The organism is Candidatus Dormiibacterota bacterium (assembly GCA_036495095.1).
Taxonomy (GTDB): Bacteria; Chloroflexota; Dormibacteria; order Aeolococcales; family Aeolococcaceae; genus CF-96.
Map to the genome: position 1 here is coordinate 1 of DASXNK010000169.1, position 14881 is coordinate 14881.

18 protein-coding genes and 1 riboswitch are annotated in these 14881 nt (G+C 73.7%); of the genes, 5 read left to right on the top strand and 13 right to left on the bottom strand.

What is annotated here, in order from left to right; genetic code table 11:
* Positions 1 to 58 precede the first annotated feature (58 nt).
* Positions 59 to 886, bottom strand: a complete 828-nt coding sequence (locus VGL20_17095; GenBank protein HEY2705402.1) for a hypothetical protein — start codon at positions 884 to 886, stop codon at positions 59 to 61.
* The gene (locus VGL20_17100) at positions 883 to 1992 is read right to left on the bottom strand and encodes a phosphatase PAP2 family protein (GenBank protein HEY2705403.1); all 1110 of its coding nucleotides are present in this window, start codon (positions 1990 to 1992) and stop codon (positions 883 to 885) included. Before VGL20_17100 ends, VGL20_17095 begins: the two co-directional genes overlap by 4 nt.
* 261 nt (positions 1993 to 2253) lie before the next feature.
* On the opposite strand from VGL20_17100, the gene VGL20_17105 reads away from it, so the two are divergent.
* Entirely contained in the window at positions 2254 to 2562 is a 309-nt protein-coding gene (locus VGL20_17105) for a hypothetical protein (protein ID HEY2705404.1), read from the top strand.
* A 24-nt stretch (positions 2563 to 2586) separates the two neighbouring features.
* Positions 2587 to 3099, top strand: coding sequence for a MogA/MoaB family molybdenum cofactor biosynthesis protein (locus tag VGL20_17110; GenBank protein HEY2705405.1), 513 nt, complete (start codon positions 2587 to 2589; stop codon positions 3097 to 3099).
* On the opposite strand, the gene moaC is transcribed toward VGL20_17110, so the two are convergent.
* Together moaC and VGL20_17120 are read right to left on the bottom strand one after the other, a co-directional pair.
* The gene (gene moaC, locus VGL20_17115) at positions 3096 to 3611 is read right to left on the bottom strand and encodes a cyclic pyranopterin monophosphate synthase MoaC (protein ID HEY2705406.1); all 516 of its coding nucleotides are present in this window, start codon (positions 3609 to 3611) and stop codon (positions 3096 to 3098) included. The genes VGL20_17110 and moaC overlap by 4 nt on opposite strands.
* Positions 3608 to 4366, bottom strand: coding sequence for a methyltransferase domain-containing protein (locus tag VGL20_17120; protein ID HEY2705407.1), 759 nt, complete (start codon positions 4364 to 4366; stop codon positions 3608 to 3610). The genes moaC and VGL20_17120 overlap by 4 nt, the downstream gene beginning before the upstream one ends.
* A 77-nt stretch (positions 4367 to 4443) precedes the next feature.
* Here VGL20_17120 and VGL20_17125 point away from each other — a divergent pair, with 77 nt between their 5' ends.
* Positions 4444 to 4878 carry a nuclear transport factor 2 family protein gene (locus VGL20_17125; protein HEY2705408.1) on the top strand — a complete coding sequence of 145 codons (435 nt, stop codon included), beginning with the start codon at positions 4444 to 4446 and terminating at the stop codon, positions 4876 to 4878.
* A gap of 12 nt (positions 4879 to 4890) precedes the next feature.
* Here VGL20_17125 and VGL20_17130 read toward each other — a convergent pair whose 3' ends face one another.
* From VGL20_17130 to VGL20_17165, 8 genes are all read right to left on the bottom strand, one after another.
* Positions 4891 to 5280, bottom strand: coding sequence for a response regulator (locus tag VGL20_17130; GenBank protein HEY2705409.1), 390 nt, complete (start codon positions 5278 to 5280; stop codon positions 4891 to 4893).
* Positions 5281 to 5418: 138 nt separating this feature from the next.
* Entirely contained in the window at positions 5419 to 6099 is a 681-nt protein-coding gene (locus tag VGL20_17135; protein ID HEY2705410.1) for a hypothetical protein, read from the bottom strand.
* 27 nt (positions 6100 to 6126) lie between these two features.
* Positions 6127 to 7353 (bottom strand): HAMP domain-containing sensor histidine kinase, encoded by a 1227-nt coding sequence (locus VGL20_17140; GenBank protein ID HEY2705411.1) that lies wholly within the window; start codon positions 7351 to 7353, stop codon positions 6127 to 6129.
* Positions 7354 to 7460: 107 nt separating this feature from the next.
* A complete protein-coding gene (locus VGL20_17145; GenBank protein ID HEY2705412.1) occupies positions 7461 to 8027 on the bottom strand; it encodes a hypothetical protein in 567 nt (188 codons plus the stop codon).
* Positions 8024 to 8578 (bottom strand): NUDIX domain-containing protein, encoded by a 555-nt coding sequence (locus VGL20_17150; protein HEY2705413.1) that lies wholly within the window; start codon positions 8576 to 8578, stop codon positions 8024 to 8026. The genes VGL20_17145 and VGL20_17150 overlap by 4 nt, the downstream gene beginning before the upstream one ends.
* 62 nt (positions 8579 to 8640) lie before the next feature.
* Positions 8641 to 9171: a YceI family protein gene (locus VGL20_17155; protein HEY2705414.1), complete on the bottom strand. Its 531-nt coding sequence runs from the start codon at positions 9169 to 9171 to the stop codon at positions 8641 to 8643.
* A 55-nt stretch (positions 9172 to 9226) separates the two neighbouring features.
* A complete protein-coding gene (locus tag VGL20_17160) occupies positions 9227 to 9973 on the bottom strand; it encodes a CPBP family intramembrane glutamic endopeptidase (GenBank protein ID HEY2705415.1) in 747 nt (248 codons plus the stop codon).
* Positions 9970 to 11904: a peptide ABC transporter substrate-binding protein gene (locus VGL20_17165; GenBank protein HEY2705416.1), complete on the bottom strand. Its 1935-nt coding sequence runs from the start codon at positions 11902 to 11904 to the stop codon at positions 9970 to 9972. Before VGL20_17165 ends, VGL20_17160 begins: the two co-directional genes overlap by 4 nt.
* A gap of 132 nt (positions 11905 to 12036) precedes the next feature.
* Between VGL20_17165 and gcvT the strand changes: the two genes are divergently transcribed.
* Positions 12037 to 13128: a glycine cleavage system aminomethyltransferase GcvT gene (gcvT, locus tag VGL20_17170; GenBank protein ID HEY2705417.1), complete on the top strand. Its 1092-nt coding sequence runs from the start codon at positions 12037 to 12039 to the stop codon at positions 13126 to 13128.
* 22 nt (positions 13129 to 13150) lie between these two features.
* Positions 13151 to 13537, top strand: a complete 387-nt coding sequence (gene gcvH / locus VGL20_17175; protein HEY2705418.1) for a glycine cleavage system protein GcvH — start codon at positions 13151 to 13153, stop codon at positions 13535 to 13537.
* A gap of 31 nt (positions 13538 to 13568) precedes the next feature.
* Here gcvH and VGL20_17180 read toward each other — a convergent pair whose 3' ends face one another.
* Positions 13569 to 14651 carry a peptidase S8 gene (locus VGL20_17180; protein ID HEY2705419.1) on the bottom strand — a complete coding sequence of 361 codons (1083 nt, stop codon included), beginning with the start codon at positions 14649 to 14651 and terminating at the stop codon, positions 13569 to 13571.
* Positions 14652 to 14763: 112 nt separating this feature from the next.
* Positions 14764 to 14852, top strand: a riboswitch (cobalamin riboswitch).
* Positions 14853 to 14881: the final 29 nt, after the last annotated feature.

The following is a 14881-nucleotide window of genomic DNA, read 5'->3' on the forward strand; positions in this document are numbered from 1 at the left end:
ACGCCGCCAGCAGCAGGAGGGCGAGGAGGAGGACGGCGACCAGCCGGCGGCCGCCCACTCAGGGAGCCACGATGCCGCTGGTGCGCGTGACCTCGATGCCCATCTCCTCGAGACCGGCGATGACCCGGTTGATGCCGATGCTGTCGGTTGCCATGTGGCCGGTGACCACCAGGCTCTTGCCCGGCTCGGCCTCGGCGCGCAGCCTCTGGACGTCGCCCTCGGCGCAGTGCATCGCGAACACGGTGTCCACCCCGTGCCGCCAGTACTCGCGGAACACGTGGTAGCCGCCGTTGGTGCCGCCCGCCATCGCCACCGTCCACCGTCCCAGCGGCGACTCCGGTCCACCCACCCACTGCTCGGGGCGGGTCAGCGCCGCCTCCATCTCCGGGAACTCGTCGAACCAACCCAGGACCTCGCCCACCGGGCTGCCGGCGCCGTTGCGGCGGCGCAGCATCTCGACGATCGCCTCGCGGCCGATGATGTCGCAGGCGAGGTGGACGTTGCAGAAGGGCAGGCCGATCAGCCGGGCGGTGCCGACCACGGCGTCGTGGTTGCTCATGTGGGCGGCGCGGTGCGACGGGCCCAGCCGCTCCGCGATCGCCGCCTCCGCGACCTCGCGGGGGATGCCCTCGGCGGCCATCTGCTCGACCTGGCGGAGCACCACCCTGCCGAAGTCCATGCGGGCATGGTCGCCGGCGGGATGGTGGGCGATCACCGCGTCGTAGCCGGCGTCGCGCGCGTAGACGAGCTCGCCGACGCTGATGTCGATGCCGAACAGCACCCGGCGGACGTCCCCGGGCGCCTCGACGTACACCTGCGAGTCGGCGGGCACCGCGTCGCAGCCGGCCAGCCGCGCCGACCACTCGAGGATGCCGGCGAGGTTCACCGCAGCCCCCCCTGGTGGTGCGGCGCCCCCACGGGCACGGTCAGCGGGCGGCGGCCACGGCCGCGGCCGCTCTGGTAGCCGAGCTCGGCGGCGGCGTAGCAGACCACCCCGAGGGCGATGCCGACGACCACGTCGGCGACGTAGTGCTCGCCGAGGTAGATGACCCCGAAGGAGATCGTCGCCGGGTAGAGCATCCACAGCCAGGACGAGGGCCGGCGCACCCCGCGGACGGCGACGATGGCGCAGGCGATGACCATCGGCACCGAGACGTGGAGCGAGGGCATCGCGGCGTTGGGCTCGGGGTCGGCACCGGCGTAGAGGGTGCCGAAGCTGCCCAGCTTCTCCAGGGTCTCGACCACGATGCGGTGCACCGGGGGGAGGTCGCCGTTCTGCGCCGCCAGCCAGGGCGGCATCTCGGGATAGAGGAGGTAGACGAGGAAGCCGGCCGCCATCACCATGACGTAGGCGCCGACGAAGGTTCCGAAGCGGTCGCGGTGCCAGATCCAGAGCCACAGGCCGGCCACCAGCGGCGCGGCGAAGTGGAAGAGATACTCGCCGGCGAGCACCACGCCGAGGAACCGCCCGAACTCGCCGACGCCGATGTGCTGCTGCAGCCACCAGGTCCAGACCACGCCGCCGAACAGGCTCTTCTCGAGGACGATGGGGGCGAGCACGTGGACGCTGCCGGCGATCTTGGCGCCGACCCCGGTGAGGTCCTCGAACATCACCGCGACGAAGAGGAACGGCAGCCAGTCCCAGACGAACGGGCGGGCCCGGCCGAGCACCGCGAACCCCACCAGCACGAGGAGCAGCGCGTGCTCGGAGGTGAGCCCGACCTGGCGGGTGGCCATCAGCCCGATCGAGGCGACCGCGTAGGCGGCCATCGCCCCGTACACCAGCGGACGCTGCCGGAAGGCGTGGACGCTGCGCCGCTCCGGAGGCGCGGCGATGACCGCGTTCACCGAGCGGGCGGCGCGGAACACCCGGCCCGCCGCGGCGGCGCCGAGCCCCCCCGGGAAGCCCGCCGGAGGTGGCGGCTCGGCCCACTCGGACGCGCCGGACGGGCCCTCGACCGGCGCGCACTGCCCGTCCCGCTGGGGCCGCATCCCACACTCCCGAAATCCGTGTCTCCCCCGGAAGGGGTATACCCGTCCGGTCGTCGCACCGCTAGCGTAGCGCTAGTAGATGGTCCGGACCGTGACCATCCCCTCCGAAGGGGCGGATTCGAGGGGGACAAGGGAAGGGACGCAACCTTCAGCTGGCCCGTGACGTATGGAAGAACGGGAATGAGTGTGCTGCGAGAGACGAACGAGCAGATCCTGGCGGGAATCCGGCACCGCTGGAGGAGCGATGCCGAGCGTCGACGGATGGCCGAGCCCATCCGCCTCATCGATGGCCTGATCGCCGACCTCGAGGAGCTGCATCTGACGGACCGCAAGCGCGTTCCGCCGTCCTACGAGGCGCGGCTGATGCAGCTCACCGCCGTCCTGCCCCCCGAGGTGCGCCAGGAGCTCCGCAGCCGGGTGACCATCGTCCACCTCATGGACCGGCTCTACGAGATCCAGGGACGGCTGCTGGCGCGCAAGGCCACCGAGCGGGGCGACGACTTCGACGGCGGCGACCGTGGCCCCCAGAGCCCGCACCCCTCCACCCGGGTCGCCGAGCCCGCGGCCTAGTCTCCTCCTGTAGGCTCGGCGGACATGCCCGCCGCAGTCCCGGTCCCTGCCGCCGTGCTCACCGTGAGCGACGCCGGTGCGCGCGGCGAGCGGGCCGACACCAGCGGCGACGTCATCACCACCCGCCTCGAGGGGCTGCCCGCGACCCTGGTGAGCCGGGCCATCGTCCCCGACGAGCCGGACGCGATCCGCACCGCGGTGGTCGAGGCCACCGCCACCGCCGGTCTGCTGGTGATCACCGGGGGCACCGGGGTGGGCCCCCGCGACGTCACCCCCCAGAGCGTCGGACCCCTGCTCGACTACGAGGTGCCGGGGATGGCGGAGGCGATGCGGCTGCGCGGGCTGGCGTCGACGCCCCACGCGATGCTCTCCCGGCAGCTGGTCGGCGTCCGCGGGAGCTGCCTGGTGCTCTGCCTCCCCGGCAGCCCGAGGGCGGTGGCCGAGTGCCTCGACGCGGTCTGGGAGGCGCTCCCCCACGCGCTGCGGCTGCTCGCCGGCGAACGCCCCTGCCACCAGGCCCCGAAGAAGAACGGCTAGTCGCCGGCCGGCCGCTCGAGGTCCCGCTCCGGCGGCCGGGCCACGCTGCCGCTCCGCCCGCCCTGCTTGGCCACCATGCCCACGCCCTCGAGGGCGGCCCAGCGGTCGGTGCTCTTGATCATGTCGATGACCGTGAGCCCGGCGACGGCGACGGCGGTGAGCGCCTCCATCTCCACGCCGGTGCGGCCCACGGTCCGCGCGGTGGCGCGGATGCGCACCCCGGGGAGGGAGGCGTCACAGACCAGGTCGACGTCGACGTGGGTCAGCGGCAGGGGGTGGCAGAGGGGGATGAGCTCGGCGGTGCGCTTGGCCGCCAGCACCCCGGCGACCCGGGCCACGCCGAGGACGTCGCCCTTGGCCGCCAGCCCGGTCTCGACCAGGCGCAGGGTGGCGGCGTCGCAGCGCACCCGGCCCTCGGCCACCGCCACCCGCTCGCTCTCCGCCTTGGCGGAGACGTCGACCATGCGCGCGATGGCGTGGTCGTCGAGGTGGCTGAGGCGCGGCTCGCTCATCCCGGGGCGTCCCCCCGGGTGGCGAGGATGTTGAGCCGGACGTAGTCGACCACCGGGTTCGGGCCCAGGCTGGCGGCGACCGCGTCGACGAAGGCGCCGTGCCGCTCCGGGGGCATCCGCTCCAGGTGGGCGCCGAGGATGACGGTGCGCAGGAAGGTGGTGAGCTCCTCGCCCGCCGCGAAGGCGGTCGGCTCCTCGTGGAGCCAGGCCTCGACCTCGACGAAGCCGGCCGCCTCGAGGCGCTGCCGGGTGGCCTCGGCGGTGGCGAAGTGCTGCTGCCCCTCGCAGCCGTCACCGGCCGCGCGGGCGGCGCGCAGCACCGAGGCGACGTTGCCGGCGCCACCGCACTGCGCCACCAGCCGGCCGCCGGGCCGCAGCACCGCGGCGAGGTGGCGGAAGAGGGCGTCGTGGTCGGCCACCCAGTGGAAGACGGCGGTGGAGAGGATCGCGTCCACCGGCGTGGTCAGGGGCAGCGGGCGGCCCAGGTCGGCGTGGACCAGCTCCACCCGGGAGCCGTGGGGCGCCAGCCGCCGTGCCGCCTCGGCGAGCATCGCCTCGGAGCCGTCGAGCGCGACCACGGTGCCCTCGGGCAGGCGCTCGAGCAGCCGCTCGGTGACCCGGCCGCTGCCGCAGCCGGCGTCGAGGACGCGCTCGTCCCCGGCCAGCTCGAGGCGCTCGAGCACGGCCACGCCCCAGCGCAGCTGGGGTTCGGAGACCCGGTCGTAGGTGGCGGCGTCCCACTCTCTGCTGGGCATGTCCGGGATGGTCTCACACGGCGGTGATCGCGCCGGTTGATGCACGAGCACCGCGGCAGGTGGGAACATCCCCGCCGATGCTCCCGATTCCCCGTCCGCGCCCGCGCCGCTGGGCGCTCGCCCTCGCCACCGTCGCCGCCTCGACCTGCCTGAGCGGCTGCGGCGCCTCCGACAGCGACAAGATCAAGGACTCGGTGCGCAACTACATCCAGGCGGTGCTCGACGACAACGGCACCGCCGCCTGCGGCCTGCTCACCCCCGACGCCGCCAAGGTCTTCGTCGACCGGGTCAAGGCCCAGACCAAGACCAGCGACTGCGCCACCGCCTTCAAGCAGGAGGCGGCCACCCTCAAGGACGACGAGAAGGCGATCTATCGCAGCGCCGTGCTCTCCGGGGTCACCGTCAGCGGCGACACCGCCACCGTCACCGTCAAGTTCACCGGGGTCAACAAGGACATCCGGCTCAAGAAGGTGAACGGCGACTGGAGGATCGATACCGGCCCGGCCGGATGAGCCGCCGCCGGGTCAGACCGGGAGGGTCGATCCCTCGGCGAGGTACGAGCGGATCACCGTGGCCAGGCCGACGAGGCTGAACGGCTTGTTGATGAACCGGTCGGCGCCGGCGGCGCGACCGCTCTCGACGTCGTCGTCGCCGCTCAGCGCGGTGAACATCAGGACCGGGATGGAGCGCGTCCGCGGGTCGCTCTTGATCCGCCGGCAGACCTCGAGGCCGTCGATACCGGGCATCATGATGTCGAGGATCACCAGGTCGGGACGGGCGCGCTCGAGGCTGCGCAGGCCCTCGGCCCCGTCGAGCTCGGCGTCCACCTCGTAGCCCTCGATGGTCAGGTACATCGAGACGACGTGAAGGAGGCGGGGGTCGTCGTCCACGATGAGGATGCGGCGGCGGAGCACGGAGGGCCTCCAGTTGCGGTGTCGGTGCAAGTGGTACCACGCCCCGCAGCCTCCGGGCGGGTCCCTCGACTCCCCGTGACCCGTCCGTTGCCGGACGGTGGGATGCCGCGGATGTCCCGTGTCGGGGGCCTCCCCCTGCTACCCGCAGGCGTTGGCGGGCTGGAGCAGCCCGGGACGGTGGAAGCCGAGGGCGACGCCGTCGCCGGTGACCTTCACCGAGTCGAGGTAGGGGCGGATCGGGTCCAGCTGGGCATCGGCGAGCAGGGCGTGGAGGTCGACGTCCCGGCTGATCCGGTCGCGGATCTGCGACACCGCCCAGCCGGGCAGCGGCATCCGCCCGGCGGTCATGTCGCGCACGTCGGCGCCGATGTCGGGGGTGCCGTCGGCGGGGCACACCAGGCTCAGCGCCACCCGGCCCACCGCGGTGATGCTCACCAGCCCGAGGGTGGTGCGGACGTCGATCACCACCAGCCCGTCGCGCACCCGCGCCTCGGGATTCTGGAACTGCTGGGGGGCGGGGTTGCTCGACCGGAGGACGGTGGTGAGGTCGTGCTCGCTGAGCGTCACCTCGGTGTGGGGGCTGAGCAGCAGCCCCGCCGCCGCCCGGTGCCCCATCGCGGTGGCGATCTCCAGGCGGGTGTGGCCGTCGTCGGGGCCGCGCGGCGCGGCGCCGAGGTCGGGGGCGGCGGTCGCCTGCCAGCTCACCACCCCGGTGCCGGCGACGAGGGCCAGCAGCAGCAGGACGATGATCGCGCAGGCGGCACGGACCCCCCTCTCGCCCTGCCTGCAGGCCCGCCGTCGGCCGCACCGGCTGCTCACGGCGGGCCAGGGTAGCGGAGCGCCGGATCAGCCGGCCAGGGGCAGGGTCACCGTGAACGAGCTGCCCACCCCGCGCTTCGAGGCGACGATGATGTCCCCGCCGTGCTTGCGAGCGAGCTGGCGCGCGATGTACAGCCCCAGCCCGGTGCCGGGGATCTCGGAGTCGGTGCCGCGCCCCACCCGCGTGAACCGGGTGAAGAGCCGGGGCAGGTCCTCGGCGTGGATGCCGATGCCCTGGTCGCTGACCGTGACCACCGCCACCCCCTGACCGCTGCGCACCGTGCAGCGCACCTCTCCGCCGTCCGGTGAGTATTTGACCGCATTGGCAAGAAGATTGAACAGGACGGTGAGCAGCCGGAGGCTGTCGCCGCGCACCTGCACCGGCGCCGGCGGGCACTCGACCCCGAGCCGGTGGCGGGGACCGAGCATCGGCTCGACCCGCGCCCCCGCCTGGCGGACGAGGTCGCGGACGTCGACCAGCTGGTCGTCGAGCTCGAGCCGGCCGTCGTCGAGGCGCGCCGCCTGGAGCATCGCCTCGGACAGCCCCACCAGCTCGTCGACCTTGGTGCGCAGCACCGGCAGCACCTGGCTGCGCGCCGCCGCCGAGAGCTCTCCGAACATCCCGTCCTCGAGCAGCCCGATGTAGCCGAGCAGCACGGTGAGGGGGGCCCGCACCTCGTGGGAGGCGAGCCGCAGGAAGTCCGACTTCGACTCCTCCAGCTCCATGGTTCGGCGGTGCTCGGTGGCGAGGTCGCGGCCGCGGCGCTCGCTGTCGGAGAGGCGCAGCCAGGAGACGGTGGCGCCGCGACCGACCGCGGAGATCGCCAGCAGCACGGAGGCCTGGACGGTCGCGGTGAGCGGGGTCTCGCCGTGGACGGCCGGACCGGCCAGGTCGAGGGCGACCCCCAGCGCCACCAGCGGCAGCAGCAGGCGGCGGGGCAGCAGCCGGGTGGCGGCGAGCACCGGCAGCACCGCCAGGGACATGACCGTCCCCCGCGAGGCGAACCGGCCGTCGAGCAGGAAGATGCCGAGGAGGAGGATCGCCCCGAGCAGCGCGCAGGGGGCCTCGCGGCACATCCCACCGAGCGGCAGTGGGGCGCGCACCCGGGCCCAGAGACCGGGCACGAGCGTGTCCGCGGCGGCGGGAGGCGCCCACGCCGTGGGACGCCTGTCGGGGATCTCGAGGAGGGCGTCGCCCCCCGTGGAGGGCACCGGAGCGGTCCCGGCGGGGTGCGGGGCGAGGAGCGGGCTCACGGCCGAGGGTCCTGGAGCATGCCGGGGGGACGGTACGGCGGCCCCGCCGAGGCTTCGATGGAGGAGCGGTCACGAGCCGATCACGGCGACCGCCACACCCGGGCGGCTCAGCGCAGCCGCAGCACCGCCATCCCGGCGCTGCCGCCGAGCAGCACCAGGACCACCAGCCCGGCCACCAGCGGGATCCCCACGCCCCGGCCCGAGCCGCCCCCGCCCCCGCCGCTGGCGGGGAGCGTCGCCGAGCCGCTCGTCGAGGTGACCGTCGAGGCCCCCGTGTCGCCGTTCGGGATGTCCGCCGGGAATGGGGTGTCGAGCGGGGTGGCGGTGGCGGTGGGCGCCGGCCGCGGGGTCGCGGTGGGAGGGATGCTCACCTGTCCCGCGGAGTTGGTGAAGCTGAACGTGGGCCCCGCCCGGGGGGTGTCGGTGGGCGCCCCGCAGTCGATCGGGAAGATCTCGATCAGGCGGCTGGGGCAGGCGAACCGATCGCTGGTGGTCGAGTGGGTGTGGGTGGTGTGGGTCCTGGTGGTCTTCTCGGCGACCACCTCGGTGCGCGCCACCGCCGCATGGGCCACCCCGGGACCGGAGGAGGGGCGCGCCGCCGGGCTGAGCACGAGCGCGAGCAGCCCGATGCCGAGCAGGGCGAGGGCGAGGGAGCAGCGCCGCGCAGCGCTCACGGAGCGGGGGCGACCTCGGCGCCGCGCTGCCACTCCCCGACGATCGCGCCGTGGGTGGCGAAGGCGAGCGGGGGGAGGGCGGCGACGGCGAAGCGCCGGACCTCCAGCACCTCCTCCGGGCAGGCCCGGGGGGTACCCGCGACGATGCGGCCGGCGTAGGCGACGATCACCACCCCGGCGGTGACCAGGTTGGCGTGGTGGACGCCGACCAGCCGGTCGATCTCCACCTCGCAGCCGATCTCCTCGTGGCACTCGCGGGCGGCGGCGGCGCGGGGGTGCTCGTCGTAGTCGACGTATCCGCCCGGCAGCGCCCACTCCCCGCGCCGCGGCTCGATGCCGCGCCGGATCAGCCAGAGCGCCTCCGGCCCGTCGCTGAGCACCGCCACCGCCACCACCTTGGGGTCCCGGAACGCGATGAAGTCGCAGGCGCCGCAGGCCGGGAGCAGCTTCCCCTCGACCTCGCGCTCCGCCAGCTCGGTTGCGCAGCGCGGGCAGAAGCGTGCGGCGAGGGCGCTCGACGCCGGCCGCGGCTGGCTGGTCGGTTCCGGCATGAGCGCCATTATCTGCCCGTGCACGCGCCGCCCGGTCGGCGCCGATGGTGGGATCGCGCCGGTCAGCCGGTGGGCAGCCTGGCCTCGACGGCCACCTCGATGGCGTCGGCGACCTTGAGGGCGCCGAGCATCGCGCTGAACGGCTTGATGCCGAAGTCGGTCTGGCGGAGGCTCAGCCGGCCAGAGACCCGGTCACCGTCCTGGCCGAGCTCGATGCGCACCGGCCGGGTGGTCCCGTTGATGGTGAGATCGCCGCTGACCGTGAACCTCCCGTCCCCCGAGCTCTCGATCGAGGTCGACGTGAAGCTGATGCTCCCGTTGGGGAGGATCTTCTGGGCGATGTTCTTCTTGATGTCGGCGCGGTCCTTGTCGCTGAGCGGGGTCGCCCCACCGTGTCCCTCGACGACCTCGAGGGAATGGCCGTCCACGGTTGCGGTGACGCTCGACCGTGTGATGTCGTCGGGGTCGAGATTGACCTCGGCGCTCCACGAGGTGGGCTCCAGGGTGAGGTCGTGCCCCACCCGGGCCGCCATGCCCTCGCGCTTGGTGTAGACCTTGATGCTCCCGTCGCCGGGTCCGAGGGTGATAGCCATGGGGCGGAATGCTACGCGGTCCCCACTAGCGGCAGGTCGTCCTTAGTGGCAACGGTCAGCGCCCGGACGCGAAGATGAGAGACACGCCGATCACGTTGAAGACGGCGTGGATGATCATGCCGGGAAGCAGGCTTCCGCTGCGCTCGTAGACCAGTGCGAGGAGGCAGCCGAGCACGAAGATCGGGATCAGCAGCGCCAGCTCGGCGTGGGCGGCGGAGAACACCAGCGCGCTCAGCGTCACCGCCGCCCAGAGCGGCACCCGGCGGCGCAGCCATCCGTAGAGGAACCCGCGGAAGAAGGTCTCCTCGGCCACCGGGGCGATCACCGAGACCGCGACCACGGCGAGCAGCCGGTAGTGGCCGAAGGCGTCGCGGACCGCCTGCGGCTGGCCGTTGTGGGCCTGGGGGAAGAGCTGGCTGCCGACCACTCCGGCGAGCACCACCAGCACGTACGCCGCCAGCGCGAGGGGGAGGGCGAGGAGCAGCCAGCGGGTCGACACCGGCCGCCACCCCAGGGTGCTCAGCGGCGCCCGGCGGCGCCCGGTCACCAGCAGCAGCACCGCGCCGACCACGCCCGCGTACAGCGAGAGGCTGGACAGGAACCTGCTGATCGCGGTGCGCAGCTCCGGGTCGTGCTGCGGCAGCAGCGGGAGGGTCACAGCGGCGAGACCGAGGGTGATCGCCCCGACCAGCACGACGGCGATGGGGAGGCTGAGCAGCACGTCGGTCCAGTCCCACGGACTGAGCTCGCGCCCCGCGTCCGCACCCGCCTCCGGCCGGCTCTCGACGCCGGTGCCGCTCACCCCTGGCACCGCCCACCGGTGCAGTACCAGTCGTACATGTTGAAGGTCCACACCCGGTCGTTCCGCTGCAGCCCGTGGAGGCGCACGGTGTGGCTGTTCACCACCACCTGCTGGTACAGCGGCAGCTCGGGGAGGTCGTGGGCGAGCTGGCGCTCCACCTGCCGGTAGGCGAGCGCCCGCCGCGCCAGGTCGACGCTGGACCGCCCCTCGTCGAAGCCGCGGTCGACCTCGGGGTTGTCCTCACCGGTGGCGTCCTGGCCCTGACCGCGGTTCGCGGCCGAGGGCACCTGGCTCTCGGCGGGGCAGGCGCCGCGGCAGTCGGAGTGGTACACGGAGTACCAGCCGTCGGGCTCGGGCGAGCCGGTGTAGCCGTACATCGCCAGGTCGAACTGGTGGCTGTAGAGCACACTGCCGTCGCTGAAGGAGCCGAAGAGCCGGCCCGCCTTCAGGGTGCTGAGGTTGGTGAAGATGCCCACCTTCTCGAGGTCGGACTGCACCGCCACCTGGGCCTGCTGCCGGGCGGTGTTGCCGGAGGTGGTGACGAAGTCGAGGTCGATGCAGTGACCGGCCGCGTCGGCGCGGCCGCGGCCGTCGTGGCAGGCGGGGCTGAGCCGGTAGCCGGCCTCGTCGAGGAGGCGCCGGGCCGCCGCCGGGTCGTACCCCGTGGTCGGGATCGACGGGTCGCGGATGAACTCCTCGCCGAGGTAGATCCACGAGTCCTGCGGCACCACCGTCTGACCCTGGGCGATGGTCCTGACGATCTGCTCCCGGTCGATCGCCCGCAGCATCGCCTGGCGCACCCGCAGGTCCGCGGTCACCGGGTTGACCCGTGCCTGCGGCCCGCACAGCCCCCGGGCCGCGGCGCACATGTTGACGTCGATCTTCTCCGCCCCGGACTCGGGGATCGTCTGCACCGCCAGCCTCCCCTGCCTGACGGCGTCCTGGAGGTCGCGGAGGAGGGCGAGCCGGTAGTCCATGCCGAAGTCGATCTCGCCGGCGCGGGCCTGGTCGAGCTGCGACTTCACGTCGGAGACGAACTTGAAGATCACCCGGTCGAGGTGGGGCTGATGCCTGCGGTCCCAGTAGCGGCGGTTGCGCACCAGGGTGATCGACCTGGCGGGCTCGTACCTCTCGAGGACGTAGGGCCCGGTGCCGACGATGATCCGGTCGAGGGTGTCGGTGCCGCGGTAGGCGTCGGGCGCGCCCGTCCCCCTGGTCAGGTCGACGGTCTGCGGCGTCTTCTCGAGGTCGGTGTTGCCCCGGAACGCGTTCTCCAGCTGCGTCGCCGGCATGATCCCGTAGACCCCCGAGCCCAGCGACAGGTAGGCCCCGTACTGGGTCTTGAAGCTGAGCGTCGCCTGGGTGGCGGTGTCCTCGCGGCAGTCGACGACCTGGTCGGGACCGGCGGTGCTGAGCACCGCGGTGGGGTTCCGGTCCCGGTAGCGGAGCCAGAAGAACTGGATGGTGGCGCAGACGTCGTGGGCGCCGAAGCGGCTGCCGTCGTGCCAGAGCACGTCGTTGCGGAGCTTCCAGGTGACGCACATCGCCGGGACCATCCGGGCGCCGCCGGCGCCGACCGCCGGGCAACCCGAGGTGCGCACGTCGCCGTTGGCGGTGGTGGGCACCTCGGTGGCGAGCATCGGGCGCCAGAAGTCGGCGAGGCTGCGCGCGTTCGCGGTCTCCTCCAGCGGCCGGTACCAGAGCAGGCCCTCGGCGATCGGGGCGTCGACGGCGACCGAGAAGAGCATGCTGTCGACGATCCCGGCGGCGAGGAAGGAGGTGGGCTCCTGGACCACGCCGACGGTCATCGTGCCGCCCTGGTTGGCGGGGTCCCTGGCGTCGCCGGTGGGCGAGGTCGCCGAGGGTGCGCCTCCGCCACAGGCCGCCAGCAGCAACAGCGCCGCCAGCAGCAGCCTGAGCGCGGACCCCATGTCTCCTCCTCTCAGCGCGGAGGCGCTGGATGATCGGCGGGCCTCCCCCCAGCCATCGGCCGCCTCGTCGCCGGCAGCCCTTCCCCTGGCGCCGAGTGTAGCCACCGGCAGGTGCTGCTATAACCAGCGGCCATGGCGCAGCGCACCGCCCTCTTCGACCGCCATGTCGCCCTGGGAGCGCGCATGGTCGAGTTCGGTGGCTACGAGATGCCGCTGCAGTACGGCGGGATCCGCGACGAGCACCTCGCCGTCCGCGGGCGCGCCGGCGTCTTCGACATCTCCCACATGGGCGAGGTGCTGATCACCGGCCCCGGGGCCGAGGCGTCGGTGCAGCGCCTGGTCGCCAACGACGTGTCGCGGCTGGCGCCGGGCGCCGCCCTCTACGGGGTGATGTGCACCGAGGAGGGGGGCATCGTCGACGACGTCATCGTCTACCGCGAGCTCCGCGACCGGGGATTCATGGTGGTGGTCAACGCCGGCACCCGCCACAAGGACGTGGCCTGGATGCGCGACCACCTCGGCCCCGACACCGAGCTCGCCGACCTCAGCGACGAGCTCGCGCTGATCGCGGTGCAGGGTCCGCGCGCCCTCGACATCGTAGCTCCGCTCTGCGAGGCGGAGGTGGCCTCGCTGCGGCCCTTCCACTCCACCGGCAGCCGGGTCGCCGGCATCGACAGCGACACCTCGGTGGTGTCGCGCACCGGGTACACCGGCGAGGACGGGGTCGAGATCTACATCGACGCCACCCACGCCGGCGAGCTCTGGGACGCGCTCCTCGACGCCGGCCGCGACCTCGGCCTGCTGCCCGCGGGCCTCGGCGCCCGCGACACCCTGCGGCTCGAGGCCGGGCTGCGCCTCTACGGCCAGGACATGGACGAGACCGTCGACCCCTTCAGCGCCGGGCTGGGCTGGACGGTCAAGCTCGCCAAGGGCGACTTCTGCGGCTCCGACGCGCTCCGGCGCATCGCCGAGCAGGGTCCGCCGCGGCGCACCGTGGGGCTGCGCCTCGAGGGCCGGAGCATCGCCCGCCACGGCCAGCCCGTCCTCGACGCCGGCCGGCAGGTGGGCGAGGTCAGCAGCGGCAGCTACTCCTTCACCCTCGGCTCCGGCATCGCCACCGCGCTGGTCGAGCCCGACGCCGCCGGCCGCGAGCGTCTCGACGTCGACATCCGCGGGACGGTGGCGAGCGCCGCCGTGGTCCCCCCTGCCTTCTACAAACGCTGAAGCGAACGAGGAGCCGATCGCCGTGCCCGACCTGAGCGCCTTCCGGTTCACCGCGACCCACGAGTGGGTGGAGACTGTCGACGGCGGCGCCCGCGTGGGCGTCACCGACTTCGCCCAGGCCCAGCTCGGCGACGTCATCTTCCTCGAGCTGCCCGAGCTGGGCACCACCCTGAAGCCCGGCGACCGGTTCGGCGTGGTCGAGTCGGTGAAGGCCGCGAGCGACCTCTACTCGCCGGTGGGAGGTCGCGTCGCCGAGGTCAACGACGCCCTCGGCGACGCCCCCGAGCGGGTCAACCAGGACCCCTACGGCGGGGGCTGGCTGATGCGCCTGGAGGACGTCGACGAGGACGGTGCGAAGCTGCTCGACGGTGCCGAGTACGCGAGGCTGACCGAGGCCGAGGCGCACTAGCCTCGACCCTGGGCGCAGCGTGCGACGGAGGTCAGAACGCCCCCGTGCCCGCCGGCGTGCCCAGGCCCGCGGGCGGGGTGTAGCCGCCGGCGACCGGGTTCAGCCGGTCGGTGTGGGCGTACGGATAGGAGCCCCCGACCACGGCCACGGTGTTGCCCGCGAGGGCGTACACGCCGGCGATGAAGGCGGTGGCGGCGCTGGTGCCGCCCGCCAGCACCCAGCCGGGACCCTGGTAGCTGTCGTACATGGCGACGCCGGTGGCGGGATCGGCGACCGCCGAGACGTCGGCGATGGTGCGCCGGGCGCAGCCCGGGTCGTGCTGCCAGGAGGGCTTCGGCTCGAAGCGGCTGCAGCCGCTGCTGGCGCCGGTCCACGGCGCCTCCGACCAGCCCCGGGAGCTGGCGTCGCGTCGCAGGGTGGTGCCCCCGACCGCGGTGACGTGGGGCGAGGCCGCCGGGTAGCCGGTGCCGTACCCGCCGTCGCCCGAGGCCGCGGTCACCGCGATGCCGGGGTGGTGGTAGAAGCCGTCCCACTGGGTCTCCATCGCGCTCTCGGCGACCCCGTAGCTGTTGCCGATGGCGGCGACCTGGGGGAGCGAGGCGGCGGTGTTCACGGCCGCACCGAGCTCCGGGATGCCGGCGCCGTCGGCCTCGACCAGGGCGATCCGGCAGTCCGGGCAGGCCGCCGAGAGCATGTCGAGGTCGAGCGAGATCTCGCGCGACCAGGCGATGTCGGGCCGCGGGGAGCGGCTGCCGCCGCGGGCGTCGAGCTTGCGGAAGCAGCCGTTGGCGGTGGTGCACGGGGGCAGCCCGAACTGCGACCGGTAGACGGCCAGGTCGGACTCGGCGCTGGGGTCGTCGAAGGCGTCGACGAGGGCGACCAGCCGTCCCTGGCCCGCGGTGCCGTCGAGGCCATATGCGGAGCGCAGCTCGGCGGGACCGTAGCCGCGGATCCCTGGCGTCCCCGGCACGCCGGGGTGGCCGGGCACGATCACGATCATCGGCCGGGCCACCGCCGCGAGCGGCGCCGGGGGCGCGCCGGCGCCGCCGGGCACGGCGAGCAGCGCGGTGACCGCCAGCATGACGGCGACCTCCGGTCCCCTCCTCACCCTCATGCCGGGAGGGTAGCGGATCACGGCGATCGAATCGGCCAGTCAATTCGAACGCGCCGACGGAGGCGCACCGGGGACGTGCTCCGGTAGGATCGGGTGCGCCCCTCGCCGCGCGGGCAAGCCGGTCGGAGTCCGGCGCAGTCGCGCTACTGTGGCCGCCCCCGAGACCCCGGGTCTCGAGACAAGTGCGGAAGCCAGAAAACCGCCGGTGCAGGGCCAACTCGCGGACCTCC